The organism is Bacteroides sp. Marseille-P3684 (assembly GCF_900291465.1).
Classification (GTDB): Bacteria; Bacteroidota; Bacteroidia; order Bacteroidales; family Bacteroidaceae; genus Phocaeicola_A.
Map to the genome: position 1 here is coordinate 391,286 of NZ_LT985808.1, position 18,817 is coordinate 410,102.

Genomic DNA, 18,817 nt, shown 5'->3' on the forward strand with positions numbered 1-18,817 from the left:
AATTCAGCTATCGCCAACCCGGGGCATCCCCGGCAGAACCCTGCGACGAGTTGTTCCGGCAGCCCCGTTCTTCCACGGAGCAATCGTCTCCACTCACCGCCTTCCTGTCAACCGACGCGTCGGGCATCTGCGAAACTTCAGTTTTTAAAATAAAAAAGGAGCTTTTATCAAGCCCCTCACGTTTCATCTTAATTCGGATGCAAAGATAGAGAAATTGTGCAGCGTTTCCAAAGGTTTACGGAATATTATTTGTAATTTATCCACTTTTTCACAAAGTGCATGACGGAAAGGTGACAGAAACGGATGTTCCCGGCATCCGGACACACACCATCCGGATGTCGGGAACGCCTCTATACTACCGGGAGATTGTCTTCCTTACAGACGCGTTTGCCCTTTCCCCTCCCAAACAACAAGTAGAGCAGCACACCGAGGAAATTCATCCCTACAATGACGACAGCCCATATCCATTTTGCTATCGAGCTCCACGTCTTATCTTGCAGGAGCTGAACGATGGCGTAGAGAACAAAAGCTGCATCTATAACCAGCAATAGCCAATTAAGCCAAGCCCAAAAATAGAGCTGGACATCAGGTGTCATTAAATCCATATTGCTTTATTTTAAAGTGGTAAACATTCGACTTGTTTGCTCACACAACTGCTGTATGCATTCATTTTCGCGGACGAATATAAGCACATTCTACCCGTTATACAAGTTTCAGGACTATGTTATACAACATATATAATGCAAATTATCAAAGCAATATACACACTTAAACGCCTTATATGACATCATTTTTCCCCGACTTGCAGTCAGCCACATGCAGACACCACACCGCCTTAGCAGCAGACAGAACAAGACACACGAATATAAGACTACTGTCATTTCAGGTAGTAAGGCTTATGACGGGGACAATATACAGAGTTTTCTGTCGCCCGTTCATTGCAATCAGGATATATGCATTTATAATCTCCTGTTATCAGTTCAAGTATCGTCGAGCATGACGAAAGCAAGCATAAGCTTAGAAGCAAAAAAATAATATATTTCTTTTTCATACGGATTCTTCTGAATAACCGTTACGTATTTTTGGACGAAAATAAGACAAACCACACAGTGCAACAAGATCGACCTAGTAGAACGACGTGCTTTTCACGCTCATTAACATCCATCATCTTCCAGCGACGTGTTGCTTCCACTCTGACACTTTCATGCTATTTTAGGTTAAATCCTTGACAAAATCAGCCAATATCCACTTTCTCCCTAACTCACATTTTTGAAAAATCGGGTACTCCAGCGAGAAATACTAAGTCTGCTTAACATTTGCATTCTACAATCCGCATTCATTTTTATTAAATTAAATGTACAAATGATATATTAACCCTCAAACAATATTGTTTGACTCGTCAAACACTTGTGTTTGGAATGCGAAACAATATTGTTTGGGTCATCAAACAATATTGTTTCGTCCATCAAAGATTTGTGTTTTACACTTCAAATACATTATTTTGTGGAATTAAACAGTCTTTTATTCTCTTTTACTCCTAGTTTGTGGACGCAGCAGCTATTTTTCCAAGTGTGATTTAGAAAGGGAATATGTCTGTCATCATTCCTTCTGATTAGATTTAGAACTATAAGAATACTTTTTGCCATGCAAATGTGCCGTGATGCATCGTTGTGCATTTCGCAAATGGTCTGAAAATCCCAAAAAATCCACCAATCCGTATTGAGATGCAAAGGAAGGCCCTTCTCAAGCGATTCATTTGACGTTTTGACACTTTGACAGAATGCCCTACTTTCTTCTACAAGAACCGATACAGGCGTGACAACAAGGAACCGACTGCACATGACCCGACGCATGATGCAATTTCCCAATCGTCCCTCGCGCACTGGACAGTCCAAGGAACCATTCAGGTTAAGCCTATGGAAAGGAGGACAGAGAAACGGGCATTCCCCGACATACTTGCATACCGTCCGGGCATCGAAAACATCTCTATCCATATCGGTGAAAAGCGACGATAACCAAGGAGTGAAAAAAATGAAAACAGGTGCCCTATTTCGTACGGACGAACGACTACGACCGTGCGGATGGGTCGGTACGGTGAGTGGTGCGGACGCGTCCGCTGAAAACAAGGAACCGGGAAACGGGCGACAAAAAGAAAAAGCCCCATCCGGACTTTCCCCGAAGGGAAGGGACTGCGGATGGGGCGGATTTCTTCCGTCAACGGACGGCAACCGACGGGACTGCCTGGAGAACGAAACGAACCGGAAGGCAAGCGTCGGCGGAAGCCTGTCAACGGTTCATCGCTACGGCTGTCGCCGCCGGTGAAAGTATCTTCTTGTATTCTGCGGGCGAGGCTAGTATCTCGCGAGCACGGCGCACGTCGTTGTCATCCTTGAGCTGCTGGATGATAGTGCCCCGCTGGTAATAGTAGCGCTGGACAATCTCGTCGGCAATGAGCATCTTGATGTCCTTGGCGAAGTGGTCGAGGTCACGGTCGAGGTTGTGCGTGAGCTTCTTCTCCAGTGCGGCAAATTCCGCCTGTGCGTCCTCGGTGTAGCCTTCGAGGGTGGCAATCTCCTTGAGCGCCTTGAACGCCTTCTCACTGCCGCGGTCGTACTCGAAGCCTGCCTTCTTCACGAACGCCTTGAAGGCGGCGTAGTCGGCGTCAGTGATTTCAAACTCCTCGGGGGCGGCGATGGTGGGGTGCTTCAGGCAGAAGTCGGTGGCGTAGTCGAAGAGGACGTCGTCGTTCGCCAGGTAGAAGAGCATCGTGGGGAGACTGTCGCCCTTGACCGTGATGTCGGGGGTAACGCCTCCGCCGTCACGCACCAGCCGTCCGCCTGCCGTGTGGAAGACGTGGGTCAGGCTGTCGGGGATGCGCTCCGGACGTCCGTCTGCCGCCCGCTGGCTGTAGTTGATAGCCTGCACGCAGCGTCCGCTGGGGATGTAGTATTTCGAAGTGGTCACCTTGAGGCTGCCGCCGTACGGGAGGTCGCGGATGACCTGCACCAGCCCCTTGCCGAAGGTGCGTTCGCCGATGATGACGGCACGGTCGAGGTCCTGCAGCGAGCCTGCCACAATCTCTGAAGCCGACGCGGAGTTGCCGTTGACCAGGACGGCGATGGGCATGTCGAGGTCAAGGGGTTCGCGCCCCGTCTTGCTCACCGACGATGCCTGTTTGAGCTTGCCCTTGGTCGAGACGACCTCGGTCCCCTTGGGGATGAACATGCTCAGGATGTCGACTGCCTCGTTCATCAGTCCACCGGGATTGCCGCGGAGGTCAAGCACGAGCGAGGTCATGCCCTGGTCCTTCAGCGCGATAAAGGCACGGCGCACGTCGCGGGCACAGCCTTCGAAGAAGCTGCTCAGGACGATGTATCCCGTCCGACTGCCGGCAAGGAAGCCGTAATAGGGGACGGCGGGCGTCTGGACGTTCTCACGGGTTATCTTCACCGTTTGCGGGGCATCCACACCGGGGCGTCCGTACTTGAGCATGAAGCTGGTGCCGGGTTCTCCGCGCAGGAGGTTGCTCACGGCCTCGGTGGACTTGCCCGTCAGGTCCTCCCCGTCGATTTCAAGGAGGACATCGCCCGGCTTCAGCCCCGCCTTCTGTGCCGCCATGCCTTCATACGGGGCATCGATGACGACGTGGTTCTTCTTCTTGTGGAAGCGGATGATGGAGCCGATGCCGGCGAACTTGCCGGTAGTCATCATCTTCAGTTCCTCGTTCTTGCTCTCGGGGTAGTAGACGGTGTAGGGGTCCAGTTGGGCGAGCATGTAGTTGATGCCGTCCTCGACAGACTTCCCCGGGTCGACGGTGTCGACGTAGCAGAGGTCCAGTTCGCGGAAGACGGAGTTGAAGATGTCGAGGTTTTTGGTAATCTCGAAGTTGCGCGTATCACGCTTAAAACTGAAGAAGGTGCCTACGAGCACGAGCAGCCCGCAGACCACCAGCAGTTTCTTGTGCGTCAGTTTCATGTTTGAATGGTTTTAATGGATAGTTGACAAGTCGCTACAAATGTAGGGCGGAAGGGGGCTATTCCGACAAGATGGCTTCAATATTTAACTTTATTTCGTTCCACTCCTCTTCGGACAGCTTCGTGCCGACCACGCGGATGATGCCGCCCGACAGTTCCGACCCGATGCGTCCGCAGGTCAGCAGGGGGAGCCGGCGGACGTAGCCGTAGAGGAATCCGGCAGCGAAGTAGTCTCCGGCGGCATTGGTGTCCACCACCTCGGGCACTTCCTTTGCCGGGACGTGTACCTGCTCTTCACCCCGACGGATGTAGGCGCCGCGCGGCCCGACCTTGACAACGGCAACCTCGCAACGGCGTGCCAGGTCGTCGATGGCTTCCTGCTCCGGCAGACAGGTAAAGGCGCGCGCCTCATCCTCGTTGGCAAACAGGATGTCAACGTAGCGGTCCACAAGCAGGCGGAGGAAGTCACGGTCCGCCTCGACAATGTTGTAACTTGCCATATCGAGGCAGATTTTCATCCCTGCGGCGTGTCCCAGCTCCATGGCTCGCTGCACGAAGGCGTGGTTCTGCACCAGGTAGCCTTCGACGAAGAGGATGTCATAGCCCCGGAAGGTTTCTTCCGAAAGGTCGTCGGGCGTCATGGCTCCGGCAGCTCCCAGGTAGGTGCCGAAGGTGCGTTGTCCGTCAGGAGTGATGAAGGTGGATGCCACACCCGTGGGCAGATCGCCGTCTTTCAGGCGTACGTCGACACCTGCTTCGCGGAAGCTCTGCCTGAAGAAGTCGCCGAAGCTGTCGCGTCCGACCATCCCGACCACTCCGGGCCTCATGCCCAGGTGTGCCATTGCCATCACCGAGTTGCAGACGGCCCCTCCGGTGGTGAACTTCCGTGTGGTGTGAGCAAAGATGCGGTTGATGCGTTCCAGTGTTTCCGCCCCAACGGGCTGCATGCCCCCTTTGGGCAATCCGATTTCATGGAGCAGGTCGTCGCTCCCGATGGTTGCCAACGCATCGACCAGTGCGTTGCCTATTCCGATTATTTTATCCATAGATGAAAATTTTTTGGCAAAGATATTGCATATTCCAATAATAGCCATTACCTTTGCACCGCAATTCGAAAGAAAAGCCTGCTTCAGTAGCTCAGTTGGTTAGAGCACCTGACTGTTAATCAGGGGGTCGTTGGTTCAAGCCCATCCTGAAGCGCCACATAAATAAATTGCTTCAATAGCTCAGTTGGTTAGAGCACCTGACTGTTAATCAGGGGGTCGTTGGTTCAAGCCCATCTTGAAGCGCAAAAAGGTCTGCATGATGCAGGCCTTTTTTGTTTTCCATCCGTTCTGCCGGATGCCGAAGTCCGGAGCTGGCATACGGATACAGCAAAGGGAGCACCCTCCGCCTCATCGGCAGGAGCATGCTCCCTTCCTTTATATATAGGTATGGACCTTATCTGTCTTCGCGACGCGGACGACGTTCGGGACGCGGACGTACCGGACGCTCGGCGTATCCTTCGGGCTTCGGCATGAGCACCTTGTGCGAGAGCTTGAATTTGCCCGTCTTCTGGTCGATGTCAAGCAACTTCACGTCGATTTCGTCACCCTCTTTCAAGCCCGTCTCTTCCACGGTGTCCAGGCGACGCCAATCCATCTCGGAGATGTGGAGCAAGCCGTCCTTGCCGGGGAGGAACTCGACAAATGCACCATAAGGCATGATGGAGCGTACCTTGCCCTTGTAGACTTCGCCCACCTCGGGGATTGCCACGATGGCCTTGATTTTTGCCAACGCACTGTCGATGCAAGCCTTGTTGGTACCTGCAATCTCGATGCGGCCCACACCGTCGACCTCGTCGATGTTGATGGTGGCTCCGGTCTCCTCCTGCATGCCCTGGATAATCTTTCCGCCCGGGCCAATGACAGCACCGATGAACTCTTTCGGGATAATCATGGTCTCGATGCGCGGAGCATGCGGCTTCAAGTCGGGACGCGGCTCGGCGATGCAGTCGGTCAGTTTGTCGAGGATGTACATGCGGCCTTCCTTAGCCTGGTTGAGCGCACGTTCCAGGATGTCGAACGAGAGGCCGTCGACCTTGATATCCATCTGCGTGGCAGTGATACCATCCCGTGTTCCCGTCACCTTGAAGTCCATGTCGCCCAAGTGGTCCTCATCACCAAGGATGTCGGAGAGGACGGCATACTTGTCTTCGCCGGGGTTCTTGATAAGTCCCATGGCAATACCCGACACGGGCTTCTTGATGGGCACACCCGCATCCATCAGCGCCAGTGTTCCGGCACATACCGTTGCCATTGACGACGAACCGTTCGATTCGAGGATGTCGGATACCACACGGATGCAGTAAGGATAGTCTTGGGGAATCATGCTCTTGAGCGCACGCCATGCCAGGTGACCGTGACCGATTTCACGACGGCCGACGCCACGCTGAGCCTTGGCTTCACCGGTAGAGAAGGGAGGGAAATTATAGTGGAGCAGGAAACGCTCGCGGCCCTGATTGAGCACATCGTCGATGATTTTCTCATCGGACTTGGTACCCAGGGTGACGGTGCTCAGCGACTGAGTCTCACCACGGGTAAAGATGGACGAACCGTGAGGACCGGGCAGCGGGCTGACTTCGCACCAGATGGGGCGGATCTCGTTGGTCTTACGTCCGTCGAGACGCTTGCCTTCATCGAGGATGCAGCGGCGCATGGCCTCTTTCTCCACGTCGTGGTAGTAGCGGTCGATGAGGGAAGCCTTCTCTTCAAGCTCTTCCTCGGTGTATTGTGCCTTGAACTCTTCGCAGATGGCATCGAAGGCGTCCTGGCGGGCATGCTTGTTGGCATTGCCACTGGCAGCCACGGCATAAGCCTTTTCGTAGCAGGCATCGTGCACCGCCTTGCGGAGGTCTTCGTCGTTCTCTTCGTGGCAATATTCGCGCTTCACGGTCGTGCCGACTTCCTCCATCAGCTCCATCTGTGCCTTACAGTGGCTCTTGATGGCCTCGTGAGCCACACGCATGGCCTCGAGCAGGTCTGCTTCCGAGACTTCCTTCATCTCGCCTTCGACCATCATGATGTTGTCGTAGGTGGCAGCCACCATGATGTCCATGTCGGCATTCTCAAGTTGCTGGAAAGTGGGGTCGATTACAAACTGCCCGTCGATGCGAGCCACGCGGACTTCGGAAATGGGGCCTCCGAACGGTATATCCGAAACGGCAAGCGCTGCAGAGGCAGCCAGACCAGCCAAAGCGTCGGGCATGTCCACACCGTCTGCCGAGAAGAGTATGATGTTCACGTATACCTCAGCGTGGTAGTTGTCGGGGAAGAGGGGGCGCAAGGCGCGGTCCACCAGACGACAGGTGAGAATCTCATAGTCGGAAGCCTTTCCCTCGCGGCGGGTGAAGCCTCCGGGGAAACGGCCGAATGCCGAATACTTCTCTTTGTACTCTACCTGAAGAGGCATGAAATCTGTACCGGGAACTGCATCCTTTGCTGCACAAACAGTCGCCAACAACATCGTATTTCCCATGCGGAGCATTACCGCACCGTCGGCCTGCTTTGCAAGCTTTCCCGTTTCGAGCGTGATGGTTCTTCCATCAGGCAGCTCGATAGTCTTAACAATTGGGTTAATCATATAACGTTTTTAAATCTGTATGTAAGTCGTCTCATGAAGCTCCTCCTCCGAACAGAGTCCGTCACCGACAGGCCTGTACCACAGTAACGGCTTGTCTGTACGAGCGTGGTGACCAGTCCGTACGACGGTGCCGACGCGTCGGCAGCAAAACGTGAGGAAAAGCCTCCGCCCATCGGCGAATGCCCGTCCGCCGACAACCGACGGAAAGAAGGGAGTTTATAAATTGCCGCAAAGATACGCATTATTCTAATTATGTGTTATATATTTGCAGCGGCAAATTACTTAAAGATATGAAAAACAAAAGCATTCTTCCATTGCTCTGTCTGCTGGCCGTTCTGTCCGCCTGCGAACAGGAGCCGCACTTCACCATAACGGGACAAATCACGGGAGCCGACGACAAGACGCTCTACCTGGAGGAGGCGGGCATCTCCTCCATCACGCCCATCGACTCCGTGGAGCTGGGCAAGCAGGGGACGTTCACCCTCAAGGGACGCCGGCCGCAGTATCCTGAGTTTTACCGCCTGCGCGTGGAAGGGAACATCATCAACCTTGCCGTAGACTCCACCGAGACCATCCGCGTGGAAGCCGATCTGAAGGACATGCCCACGGGATACACCATCGAGGGCGAGACAAACCGGAAAATCAAGGAACTTGCCGTGAAGCAAATCAAGCTCCAGGCAGACATCGACCGTCTCTACAGCGGACGTACGCTGGCCCCGTACCAGATACAGGACAGCATCGAGACAATGGTGACACGGTATAAGAACGACGTGAAAGCCAACTACATCTTCAGCGCGCCCAACACGCTCTATGCCTACTTTGCCCTCTTCCAGCGGGTGAACAATACGCTCATCCTTGACCCGCTGGGCAATGCCGACGACGTGCGCTGCTTCGGTGCCGTGGCAACCAGCTTCGAACAGCTCTACCCTCACTCCATCCGCACGACCAACCTGCGCAACCTGGCACTGCGGGGCATGCGCTCGACACGTGCGCCCCGACGGAAGGAAATCGCACTTCCGTCAGACAAAATCAATGAAGCAGGAGTCATCGACATCGCCCTCAAGGATCAGAACGGACACGAGCGCCGCCTGACCGACCTCAAGGGGAAGGTGGTCATGCTCGACTTCACCATCTACGGCAACGAGGAGTCGCCGGCACGCAACATGATGCTTCGCGAGCTCTATGACAAGTACAAAGGCAGCGGCTTCGAAATCTTTCAGGTGTCGCTCGACGAGAACGAACATTACTGGAAGACGGCAGCCGACAACCTGCCGTGGATTTGCGTACGCGACCCGCGCGGCGCCTACTCCACCTACCTCCAGCTCTACAACGTCGGACGTCTGCCTACCTACTACCTCGTCAACCGCGCCAACGAGCTGAGCGCGCGTCAGGAAAACGTGAAAGACCTGGAGGCGGAAATCAGAAAGCAGCTGGGCAATTGAGCCGCCGCACGACAGCCATTGCAGCCCCATGCTCTGTCACATCGTTGTTACCCGTCGGTTGCCAATCGGACAAAATATGTTACATAGCATACTTGCAGGCTTGCCACGTATCAAATAAAAGCTTACCTTTGCCAACGTCATTTACGAAACTATGGATACAATGAAGAGTTCCGGCATGCACAATGCCGGGATTCTTTTTTATTTTGCCCGCTTATTCAATACAAACTTAAAAATAGGAGGAATCAGAAATGGCTTACATGTCAGAAGAAGGCTACAAGAACCTCGTAGCAGAATTGAAAGAGCTGGAGACCGTCCAGCGTCCGAAAATCTCGGCGGCCATCGCCGAAGCACGCGACAAAGGCGACCTCTCGGAGAACGCCGAATATGATGCAGCCAAGGAGGCACAGGGCTTGCTGGAGATGAAAATCAACCAGCTGAAAGCCATCATCAGCGACGCCAAAATCATCGACACGTCGAAGCTGAAGACCGACTCGGTGCAAATCCTGAGCCGCGTCGAACTCAAGAACGTGAAGAACGGCATGAAGATGGCATACACCATCGTGTCAGAGAGCGAAGCCAACCTGAAGGAAGGCAAAATCTCGGTCAACACCCCGATTGCACAGGGACTGCTCGGCAAGAAGGTGGGCGACGTCGCCGAAATCACCATTCCGCAAGGGAAAATCAGTCTGGAAATACTCAACATTTCATTCTAGGACACAGAAAGCCGTCACGGTGGGCACTTGCCTGCCGGGCGGCTTTCTTCGTTTCCGCCCAGATGAACACGCAATACAAACCTTAAAACACAAGAGATTTATGGCAAGCATCTTCAGCAAGATTGTAGCCGGCGAGATACCGAGCTACAAAGTGGCAGAGAACGACCGCTTCTATGCCTTCCTGGACATCAATCCGCTGGTGAAGGGCCACACGCTGGTCATCCCCAAACGTGAAGTGGACTACATTTTCGACCTGACAGACGACGAGCTGGCAGGCATCCACCTTTTTGCCAGACAGGTGGCGCTCGCCATCCAACGCGCCTTCCCCTGCCGCAAGGTGGGCGAGGCGGTCATCGGACTGGAAGTGCCGCATGCACACATCCACCTTATCCCCATGCAGAAGGAGACGGACATGCTCTTCTCCAACCCGAAACTGACGTTCACTCCCGACGAGTTCACAGCCATTGCCGACGCCATCCGCCACGAGTGGGAGGCGGCAGACAAGTAACCTTCTTCCTCATCCACATAACATGCAGACGGGGCGGTGTCACGCAGACATCGCCCCGTTTGTGTTTCTTGTCAGGCGTCAGGCAGACGCTCCCCCGTCAGAGGTACTCCTCCCCCATCTTCACCTGCACATCGTTGCGGAACTGACGGATGGCAGCCGCATCGTCGCGCCGGCAGATGATGAGCACCCCATGTTCCTCGACGACCATGTATCCCTCCAGGTCCTTGAGCACGACCACATGCCCGTCGGGGACTGAAACGAGGTTGTCGCGACAGTCGTAGAGCAGCGCACGCGTGTCGAGCACCACATTCTGTTCGTGGTCCTTGGGCACCATCTCGTAGAGTGTCGACCAGCTGCCGATGTCGCGCCATCCGAAATCGCCGATGAGCACATCCACGCATTCCGAACGCTCCAGGACACCGTATTCCAGCGACATGTTGGGCAGCGTGGCATAGAACCGGTTGACGTACGGCTGCTCATTGGCAAGAAAAGCTTCGGCAGGCAGTTTTCCGTCAATCAGTTCGGCAACTTCCGGCACAAGGTCGGGGTCGGGCACAATCCGCAGCATCGTACGCAGGAAGGCATTGGCATTCCACAGGAACAGGCCGGAGTTCCAATAGAACTCACCACTCTCGACAAAGAAGCGGGCGAATTCCATCTCCGGCTTCTCGGTGAAGCTCTTCACCCGGTAGATGTCCCGTGCCAGGCGTTCGTCGACCTGGATATAACCGAAGTTCGTGTCAGGCCGCTCGGCATGGATGCCTACGGTGAGCAGACGATCGGCATGCGCCACATAGTCCAGTCCCCGTCCGATGGCCTCGGCAAAACGCTCCTCATCCAGGATGCACTGGTCCGTCGGGGTGACCACCATGCAGGCGTCGGGATTGAGTGCACGCAGGTGGCATGCAGCCCACGTCACGGCAGGCGCCGTGTTGCGATAAGTCGGTTCACAAAGCACGTTGGCAGCGGTGATTCCGGGCAACTGCTCCATCACCAGGTCGCGATAGTCGGCATTGGTCACCACAAATATATGATCTTTTGGAATAAAGCGGACGAACCTTTCGTAGGTCGTCTGTAGGAGGGTGCGCCCCGTCCCGAGGATATCGAGGAATTGCTTGGGGAGTTTTTTGTTGCTTCTCGGCCAGAAACGGCTACCGATGCCACCGGCCATAATCACACAATAGTTGTTGTTGAGTTCCTCCGTCATAGCTCTCAATTTTTAAGATTCAAAGTCTGTGAACAAAGATAGGCCGATTCACATCTCCTGACAAAGTATTTCTGCAAAACATCATTAAGACTCTCCTTAATTTTAATAAACAGCAGGAGGCAGCCCTCCTATCACCGATGTTGCAAAACAGCTCTCCAGCATGCCTTTTCTTCATCTTTTTTACAAAAAACAGCCTGCAATGTTTGCAGAATTGAAAATTAGCACTACCTTTGCAACGCATTTGAAAAACGATGCCCAGATGGCGGAATCGGTAGACGCGCTGGTCTCAAACACCAGTGGAGTAAAATCCATCCCGGTTCGACCCCGGGTCTGGGTACGAGTAAATCGGCTAAGTAATTGAATATTAATGCTTAGCCGATTTTGTTTTGCCTCCATTGTTCCCGTTTTGTTCCCACTTACACTTAATATAGGCACAGATTTTAAACTTGGGGATTTAACAAAAGCGTAAAAGTCATATCTTTGTGTTATGAAACGCAATTCAGTTAATTATAAATCTGTTTTGTCCTTATTCCTGCCTAAAGGCATATTGGACTATTTTGAGATTGTCGACTTCTCCGACATGGGTTCTTATTATATCATATGTTTAGATGAACTTCCGGCGATACCGGAAGAATATTCTTCCCTCCCGTTAGTTTCCAAAGGCTTCTATCCTGAAATAGTAGTGACGGATTTCCCCGCCCGTGACCATACGGTCTATCTGAAGCTCCGTCGCCGACGCTGGGAAGACAAGCGTACGGGCAAGACCTATAGCCGTGACTGGCAGCTGGTAGCTTCAGGCACCCGAATCACCGCCGAGTTCAGTGCTTTTTTAAAAGGAATACTTGGAAAACCATGAGGTGAGCATCAAGAGCGTGGCCGATTTCTGCCGCCTGAAGCCTTCCGTGTTAACGGATTATTATAAGAACCATCTGAGCGGCTTCCTCAAATGGGAGCAATACGGACACGCTGAGGACTACATCCTTTTCCCTGAAAACACCGGAGAGCATATATCCCTTGATGAGACCAGCCTGACTGGTGGCGAGCTTTACACGAATGTCTGTAACAAAGACGGGCATGGTCGTAAAGGCACCGTCATAGCCATGGTCAGGGGCACAAAGTCGGAAGATGTTGAAGCGTGCCTCGAAATGATACCTTTGGAAGAACGGCTGAAAGTCAGGACCGTCACGTTGGACATGGCAGATAACATGCACAGCATCGCCTTGCGCTGTTTCCCTAACGCCACGCAGGTCATAGACCGCTTCCATGTACAGAAGCTCATGTACGACGCGCTACAGGATGTAAGGGTACAGTACCGTTGGCAGGCCATAGAGGAGGAAAACAAGCTGCGGAAAGAGGCCAAGGCAAAAGGGGAGAAATTCGTGCCGGAAGTCTTTGAAAACGGCGATACGCGCCGCCAGTTGTTGTTGCGAAGCAGGTATCTGCTTTTCAAGTCCCCGACACATTGGACCGAAACGCAAAGAAAAGGGCGGAAATCCTTTTTAGCCAATACGATGACCTCAAGCAATTCTATTATCTCTCCCTACAGTTGGGACAAATATACTCGACGAGCTATGATAAGGATGTGGCCAGGGTAAAGATGGCACTTTGGTTTAACAGGGTGGAGGAATGGGAATACCCCCAATTCAACACAGTCATCAATTCCTTTAAGACGCATTATGAAAGGATCCTGAACTTCTTCATCGAAAGGCACACGAACGCCAATGCAGAGTCCTTCAATGCCAAACTCAAAACGTTTAGGGCTACGTTCAGAGGAGTGGGAGACATCAAGTTCTTCCTTTACAGGGTAGCGAAATTATATGCCTAATTTGTTAAATCCCCAACAATGCGAACTGTTCCTTAATACCATGCCTTAAGTACAATTAGGTTATTTGTTTGTTTTTATATCTGTTACCCCAAATTCGAAGATCTATAATATGCAAATATGCACAATTGAATAACTGTGCGAATAAGAAGCATATGAATATGCCTATTATTCCAATATTATTTGTTATTGTCATAAACAAAATGCCCAATATAAGAATTATGGCGTATAGCATTTTTGAGAGAACGAAAGAATTTATTTTTAGCCTGACTAATAATGACGTTTCTGTTATCTCGGCAAAAGCATGAAATCCTACTATGCTTATTAATATCGCAAACACAAACAATCTATGGATATCTAGCCCATAAAGATAAATATCTAACATAAGAATAACGAAAATCAGAGGTATACTGGTCAGTAAGGAAAGAGATAAGAATCTTTTTTTTATGCAATTATAAATATTAAACAGTTTCTCTGAGTAGATGTTTGAGAAGAAATTGATTGAGGTTTCAGAGAATCCTTGGCTGGGAACTTGTAATATCCCCCAGTAAGACATAAATAATGTAAACAATGCAGTTTCTTTATCCAAAAAATAGCACAAACAATATGTATATAATGCTAAAGACCCGAGATGGAAACATACAGCACTCAAGCAAGGATAAACAGACGAATAGACTAATATCTTCAAGATAAGTGATTGGTGTCGACAATCTAAGTCATTATCATTATTTTGATTGTACATACGACATATCTTCAATGACATAAAAACGATTCTTAATAATTCAGACAGAGAAGATGTAATGATTACAAGTACACAAGGATTTAATCCGATGTCATAGACATAAAGCAAACAATAGCCTAATATTATATTTATCAAAATCGAAATTAGCGATATGCAACCAAGGAATTTTGTGAATCCCCATCCTAACAACAAACTATTTAATGACAGGGATATAAATGATAAAACTACAAGAATGGCCAAGTAAGGAACTACAGAAACTATAGTAGAGAAATGCGCACCTTTCCAAATATCATTGGATAAAGGAATCAGTAAGCATAACGCAGCTAATATTAAACCAACTCCAATAAACAAGAGTAAAGAATGTGAAAATATACACTTGCAACGAGAAATGCTACCGGAATGACGAGAATAGAAATTCTGAAACGAATCATTCATTGAGTCTCCGATAGCCAAAAATAATAAAAATATGGAATCAATTACTCCTACAGTCGACAAATACAACGGATCTTTGAAAGAAAGCAGTATTGAGTCGGACAAGATTATAACCTCCTCCAACAATTCGCTGAGGATTATTGGAAAGGTATAAAAACATATTGATTTTGAGGTGTATTTATCATTCATACATAAATAAAGCATCTATACCGGCTTCAATGTGTATATTTTCTTTACAAACGAACTTGCAATTCCACTGTTTAGGGACAACGCATGTAACCATACTACCATACCTGATTGATGCCAGTCTTTGATTTTGCTTTAATGCCTGAATTTGAGAAGTAAATGGTAATATCGTATCAATGTCATAGTCAGCTGTTAATACCATAAACATATTTCCATCCTTTGAAGGATCGTTTATTGAATATAATACTCTCTCATTATACGCAAAACATGAGATGAGTTCCTTTCTAATTGACGAAAATTTATTATTCATTATATCTTTCTCCAGACTTAACATAGGGCGATTCTCTACAAAAAAAGGTGGAAGCTTCAGCCTTTTGGCAACACCATTTATAGGCATTCTTATAATATGGACATCGTAAAATGTTAAAAATATTGACACGACGTCATATGTCCCTTCTGGTATCATTCCATAGGATATTTCCTTCAAAGAAATGTTACCATATTTCCCAAATATACAGTCCTGTGATGAAGTAACAGTTGTAAAGTCAACAATTACACCATCAGATGGGCAAAAGACAATATCATGATTGCTCTTAATTGGACGAAGAGGATCACGAAAACAATACGTTGAAGACAAATCCTTTATTGACATACCCTTGGTTAAGCGTTTTTGATCGCGCAACCAACTTCTTACAGATTGTGACATTATAATAATTCTTTAGTAAATGAGTGGTGATTTATGTGAAGCACAGTACACGAAAGAAGTCCTCCACCTTTCAAGTATTCTTCCATATTAAAGTAACATACCTCCATGCCATTTTGACCTGCAATATCTTCAAGCCTAATATTCTTGGATTTCTCCAGACGGTAATCTTCAGACCGTTTTGATAAAAAATCTATGTCGGAAGCATTCAAAATGTAATTATTGACTCTAACGCTATTGCACAGCCCGGTATGGGCTTGTTCTATTGAAATAGGTATCAACTCGGCTACATTTTCTAGTTGCTTGATTTCTTGCTTTGTAAAGGCTTCCGTAGCTACAATTATACTCTCCCTGGTGAGAGGGAAAATAGTACAGTCTAGATGATAGTTATATGGATCTGTCAATTCAAGCGGAATAATATTCATGTCGAACTCAGAAGCCATCCAGTCATAGCTTTCCTTTTCAGACCTTATTCCATATCCTCCAATGTAGATATTGTCCCTGAGATATTTCAACTCCGCTTCACCTTCAAACAAATAAGGGCAAGGGATAACCTTAAATCCCATTTGTTCAAAGAACTTGCTTGCAACTATCTCTTCTCCACGCCTATTGGGCACTCTGAAATTCGAAGCAATGTAGGTTTCCTCCTCAAGATGTTCAAGCACTATTCCGTTATTTGCAACAAAAACCAAATCTTGTAGTCTGCAATCGTAAGGTGTGGGCAGAAGATAAACAAAACCCTGACTTGAAAGGAATGAGTATACTTCCCATATCTCTCTAATAGCTTTTTCTTTGTTAACAACAATGTCTTTCGCTGTGTACTCTTCCATCCAAATATTATTTCTAACATTTGTTGAATAACAAGTTGGTATGTTCATAAGGAACAATGGCATGTTAATATCTTTAATCATAGTTCGTAAAAGTTATAGTTGTTTTGGTAGTAATCAATTGTTTTCAGTCTTTTATATCCTCCTTCAATGAACATTCTCATTTGATTAGTGTAATTAGGGCTTTTCATGTTACTGGATGCCCCATATGGGTGACATGTTAAAGAAATGCGATTTCTTAAATCAACAATCATTCTAAAGGCACTAGCTTCTTCTGCATATAATTTCCCTTTCTCAAAATAAGGTCGAACCGTATTTATTGAGTCTGGGACTCCTCCTATAGGCAATGAGACTTCGCCCCTTCTCAAAAATTGAATATTCTCTAATTTTTGTCCTTTATAGTATCTTTTCTTTACCCAACTCAAACAATCCACTATTTCTTGGACTGTAGCAATTTTTATAATGTCTGGATTTTTGGAACATACATAATATTTTTCTTTATACTTATAAAAAAATAAGGCAAAAATAGCTGCTGCTTCTGATTGTGGGCAAGCATTGCCATCCCAATCCCTTAATAAACCAAGGAGAGGAGCAATAGACTTATAACTGTTTAACTCAGGTTGATACAATGCAGACAAATCAACATTTCTGATTATAGGAAGAGAGATTTTGTAATCGAAAAGAATCGACTTCAAATCATCTATGGAGAACAATTCTGTAGCATTCAAAATATCCTTTATCCGATTGGATCGGGAATTCTCATGTTGATAAACTAATCCTTTAATCTTTCCTATAGGGCGATGAGTGTCTGTTACATTTAAGGGAGATTGATTAGCCGAGACTATGTATCCACAAGCAGGATTCTTTTCTACGACAAGATTATCTTTATAGTATTGTGCAGACAATTCTTCTCGCAAATGACAGACATCTAATACATCTTTATAATGCAATGATTCATCCTCTCTAACTTTCTCATGAGAGTTATGAACATAGAGTAAATTATTGTCCTTATCTATACATACAAGGTCCAAATAGGTATATCGAGATTGTCTTAAAAGATTTAATGCTTCGCTATTCGATTTGCACACATTAAGCTTATGCACCATCTCAGCACCAAACTGTTTGCCTAGCATATCTATTAAAATGAGATAAAATGTACCTTTGATTTCAATTATATTACCAAATTCGGATTCATAGAAGTTCTTTATGATAGGTATTGGTATTTTACCGTATAATTTGATATAATTTTTATATGTGCATCTTTTCAATAGGATTTCTTTCCCATCATAAAGAAAAGATTTTACCCGTCCGAACCTCTTTTGAACATCTATTTTATAGATGGTATACATTTCAGGATAGCTAGCTGTTGAACCCCATGCGATCTGAAAGTTCGTTCCCATAAATATTGAGAATGAACATGGCAATATAAATCCGTGGTACTCAATGTTTTCACTATCTTCTATGCTCAAATGAACTTCATAATAAGAAAATATGCCCTCAAGCATTTGATGTGGGCTGACTGCAATTAAAGAACTTTTGCTTGCGCTTTTGTTCGCCCCTATTGCTATCGCATTTGATCCCTCTTTATGAGGTAATCTACGGCTTTGTTTTTTATTTAAATAAGAATACGGTTTGTCTATTTGAATGCCTATCACCTCCATTAGATGCTGAACCTGAAGCAGATCAACAGAATTAACAGGAAATATGGAAGGATCCAAGACATTTTCTTCGTGTTCTTTGGCATACTGGTTTATTCCACTACAATATGAATCTGCAAGAGACTTGTATTCATCAGAAATAGTTGGAAGCAAGTCGAGTGTTTTACCTTGGATATCGAAAAAGAATGAAAGAAAATCAAGATATGGGCCATCCCAATCATCGAAGTGTCCAGATTTAAACTTTATGGCTAAAAACCACAATTGTAGAGTATGAAAATCATCTTCACTATGAACGTACGCTATAGCTTTGGCTGCATCAAAACTTGTTTTAGCCATTATATGCGGTGTTCCATAATCATCTCGATATATTTTTGCCATAATTTCCTGATTTTATCATTTAACTATGGAATACCTTAATTTATATTAATATAATCTAACGTATGACGGATTCCATAAACAAGTGCAAAATTACAAAATTATTTTGTATGGGACGATTGCTTTAAACATTTCATTTCTATTGACTTATACATTTCACCTATATTATTAGTAATTCTTCCTCCAATACACATACACATCCCGTATCGAAATCTTATGATTAAGATATGCCCGACTGATTTCAGTCGGAAGTGTATAAGCAGGATAGTCTGCGACCTTGAAATGCCAGTAAATGCCTCGGTTGTCGGGATAAATCCGGCAATTATGCCGCTCACAGAAAAGACGTTCACCTTCGGCTGTATAAAGGTAATAGTTGGTAGCCGCTTTTTGTAATTCCGTATTCTTCTCTTGCAGCTCACGTACTTTGGCAGCAAGTTGCTCTCGCTGTTTCTGCTCGGATTCGTAAGCAGACAAATCCATTTCACGCCATGTGCCAGTCTTGAAATATTCGTTGGTCCGGTTGATGTATTCTCGAATGGCATCCATTACAAAAGGTAAGCCGTGGATGTTAGCCAGCCGTGCAATCTGATTGAGGTTGACTTGTATC

The 18,817-nt window shown here is 47.7% G+C and carries 14 protein-coding genes, 3 tRNA genes and 1 pseudogene; 9 read left to right on the forward strand and 9 right to left on the reverse strand.

The genetic code is table 11. The features are described 5' to 3' along the window. Positions 1-350: 350 nt before the first annotated feature. Complete coding sequence (locus C8275_RS01595; RefSeq protein ID WP_106483817.1) at positions 351-605, reverse strand: PLDc N-terminal domain-containing protein; 255 nt, start codon at positions 603-605, stop codon at positions 351-353. Positions 606-2,031: 1,426 nt separating this feature from the next. On the opposite strand from C8275_RS01595, the gene C8275_RS14550 reads away from it, so the two are divergent. Then, positions 2,032-2,322: a hypothetical protein gene (locus tag C8275_RS14550; protein WP_157948122.1), complete on the forward strand. Its 291-nt coding sequence runs from the start codon at positions 2,032-2,034 to the stop codon at positions 2,320-2,322. On the opposite strand, the gene C8275_RS01600 is transcribed toward C8275_RS14550, so the two are convergent. Both C8275_RS01600 and C8275_RS01605 read right to left on the reverse strand, forming a co-directional pair. Next, entirely contained in the window at positions 2,287-3,975 is a 1,689-nt protein-coding gene (locus C8275_RS01600) for a S41 family peptidase (protein WP_106483818.1), read from the reverse strand. The two genes, C8275_RS14550 and C8275_RS01600, sit on opposite strands and share 36 nt — an antisense overlap. A gap of 58 nt (positions 3,976-4,033) precedes the next feature. Further along, entirely contained in the window at positions 4,034-5,020 is a 987-nt protein-coding gene (locus C8275_RS01605; RefSeq protein WP_106483819.1) for an adenosine kinase, read from the reverse strand. Positions 5,021-5,100: 80 nt separating this feature from the next. On the opposite strand from C8275_RS01605, the gene C8275_RS01610 reads away from it, so the two are divergent. Both C8275_RS01610 and C8275_RS01615 read left to right on the forward strand, forming a co-directional pair. Then, positions 5,101-5,177: transfer RNA gene (locus tag C8275_RS01610), tRNA-Asn, on the forward strand. A gap of 12 nt (positions 5,178-5,189) precedes the next feature. Next, positions 5,190-5,263: transfer RNA gene (locus C8275_RS01615), tRNA-Asn, on the forward strand. Between the two features lie 151 nt (positions 5,264-5,414). Here C8275_RS01615 and pnp read toward each other — a convergent pair. Continuing rightward, positions 5,415-7,595, reverse strand: coding sequence for a polyribonucleotide nucleotidyltransferase (gene pnp, locus C8275_RS01620; RefSeq protein ID WP_106483820.1), 2,181 nt, complete (start codon positions 7,593-7,595; stop codon positions 5,415-5,417). A gap of 290 nt (positions 7,596-7,885) precedes the next feature. On the opposite strand from pnp, the gene C8275_RS01625 reads away from it, so the two are divergent. The 3 genes from C8275_RS01625 (at position 7,886) to C8275_RS01635 (ending at position 10,258) form a co-directional block, all read left to right on the forward strand. Further along, entirely contained in the window at positions 7,886-9,037 is a 1,152-nt protein-coding gene (locus C8275_RS01625; protein WP_106483821.1) for a TlpA disulfide reductase family protein, read from the forward strand. 248 nt (positions 9,038-9,285) lie between these two features. Beyond that, complete coding sequence (gene greA / locus C8275_RS01630) at positions 9,286-9,750, forward strand: transcription elongation factor GreA (protein WP_022383925.1); 465 nt, start codon at positions 9,286-9,288, stop codon at positions 9,748-9,750. A gap of 100 nt (positions 9,751-9,850) precedes the next feature. Beyond that, the gene (locus C8275_RS01635) at positions 9,851-10,258 is read left to right on the forward strand and encodes an HIT family protein (RefSeq protein WP_022383924.1); all 408 of its coding nucleotides are present in this window, start codon (positions 9,851-9,853) and stop codon (positions 10,256-10,258) included. Positions 10,259-10,355: 97 nt separating this feature from the next. On the opposite strand, the gene C8275_RS01640 is transcribed toward C8275_RS01635, so the two are convergent. Beyond that, positions 10,356-11,465: a mannose-1-phosphate guanylyltransferase gene (locus tag C8275_RS01640; RefSeq protein ID WP_106483822.1), complete on the reverse strand. Its 1,110-nt coding sequence runs from the start codon at positions 11,463-11,465 to the stop codon at positions 10,356-10,358. 253 nt (positions 11,466-11,718) lie between these two features. Here C8275_RS01640 and C8275_RS01645 point away from each other — a divergent pair. The 3 genes and pseudogenes from C8275_RS01645 to C8275_RS01655 all read left to right on the forward strand — a co-directional run bounded on the left by C8275_RS01645 (position 11,719) and on the right by C8275_RS01655 (position 13,290). Then, positions 11,719-11,802: transfer RNA gene (locus C8275_RS01645), tRNA-Leu, on the forward strand. Between the two features lie 150 nt (positions 11,803-11,952). Then, the gene (locus tag C8275_RS01650; protein ID WP_106483823.1) at positions 11,953-12,321 is read left to right on the forward strand and encodes a transposase; all 369 of its coding nucleotides are present in this window, start codon (positions 11,953-11,955) and stop codon (positions 12,319-12,321) included. Between the two features lie 16 nt (positions 12,322-12,337). Next, positions 12,338-13,290 (forward strand): annotated as a pseudogene (locus C8275_RS01655) (transposase). A 1,352-nt stretch (positions 13,291-14,642) separates the two neighbouring features. Here C8275_RS01655 and C8275_RS01665 read toward each other — a convergent pair. From C8275_RS01665 to C8275_RS01680, 4 genes are all read right to left on the reverse strand, one after another. Beyond that, positions 14,643-15,353 carry a phosphatidylserine decarboxylase gene (locus C8275_RS01665; protein WP_106483825.1) on the reverse strand — a complete coding sequence of 237 codons (711 nt, stop codon included), beginning with the start codon at positions 15,351-15,353 and terminating at the stop codon, positions 14,643-14,645. Continuing rightward, positions 15,353-16,261, reverse strand: coding sequence for a dimethylarginine dimethylaminohydrolase family protein (locus C8275_RS01670; RefSeq protein ID WP_106483826.1), 909 nt, complete (start codon positions 16,259-16,261; stop codon positions 15,353-15,355). The genes C8275_RS01665 and C8275_RS01670 overlap by 1 nt, the downstream gene beginning before the upstream one ends. Further along, positions 16,258-18,213, reverse strand: coding sequence for a penicillin acylase family protein (locus C8275_RS01675; RefSeq protein WP_106483827.1), 1,956 nt, complete (start codon positions 18,211-18,213; stop codon positions 16,258-16,260). Before C8275_RS01675 ends, C8275_RS01670 begins: the two co-directional genes overlap by 4 nt. Positions 18,214-18,378: 165 nt before the next feature. Then, a complete protein-coding gene (locus tag C8275_RS01680; protein ID WP_234395682.1) occupies positions 18,379-18,756 on the reverse strand; it encodes a hypothetical protein in 378 nt (125 codons plus the stop codon). Positions 18,757-18,817: the final 61 nt, after the last annotated feature.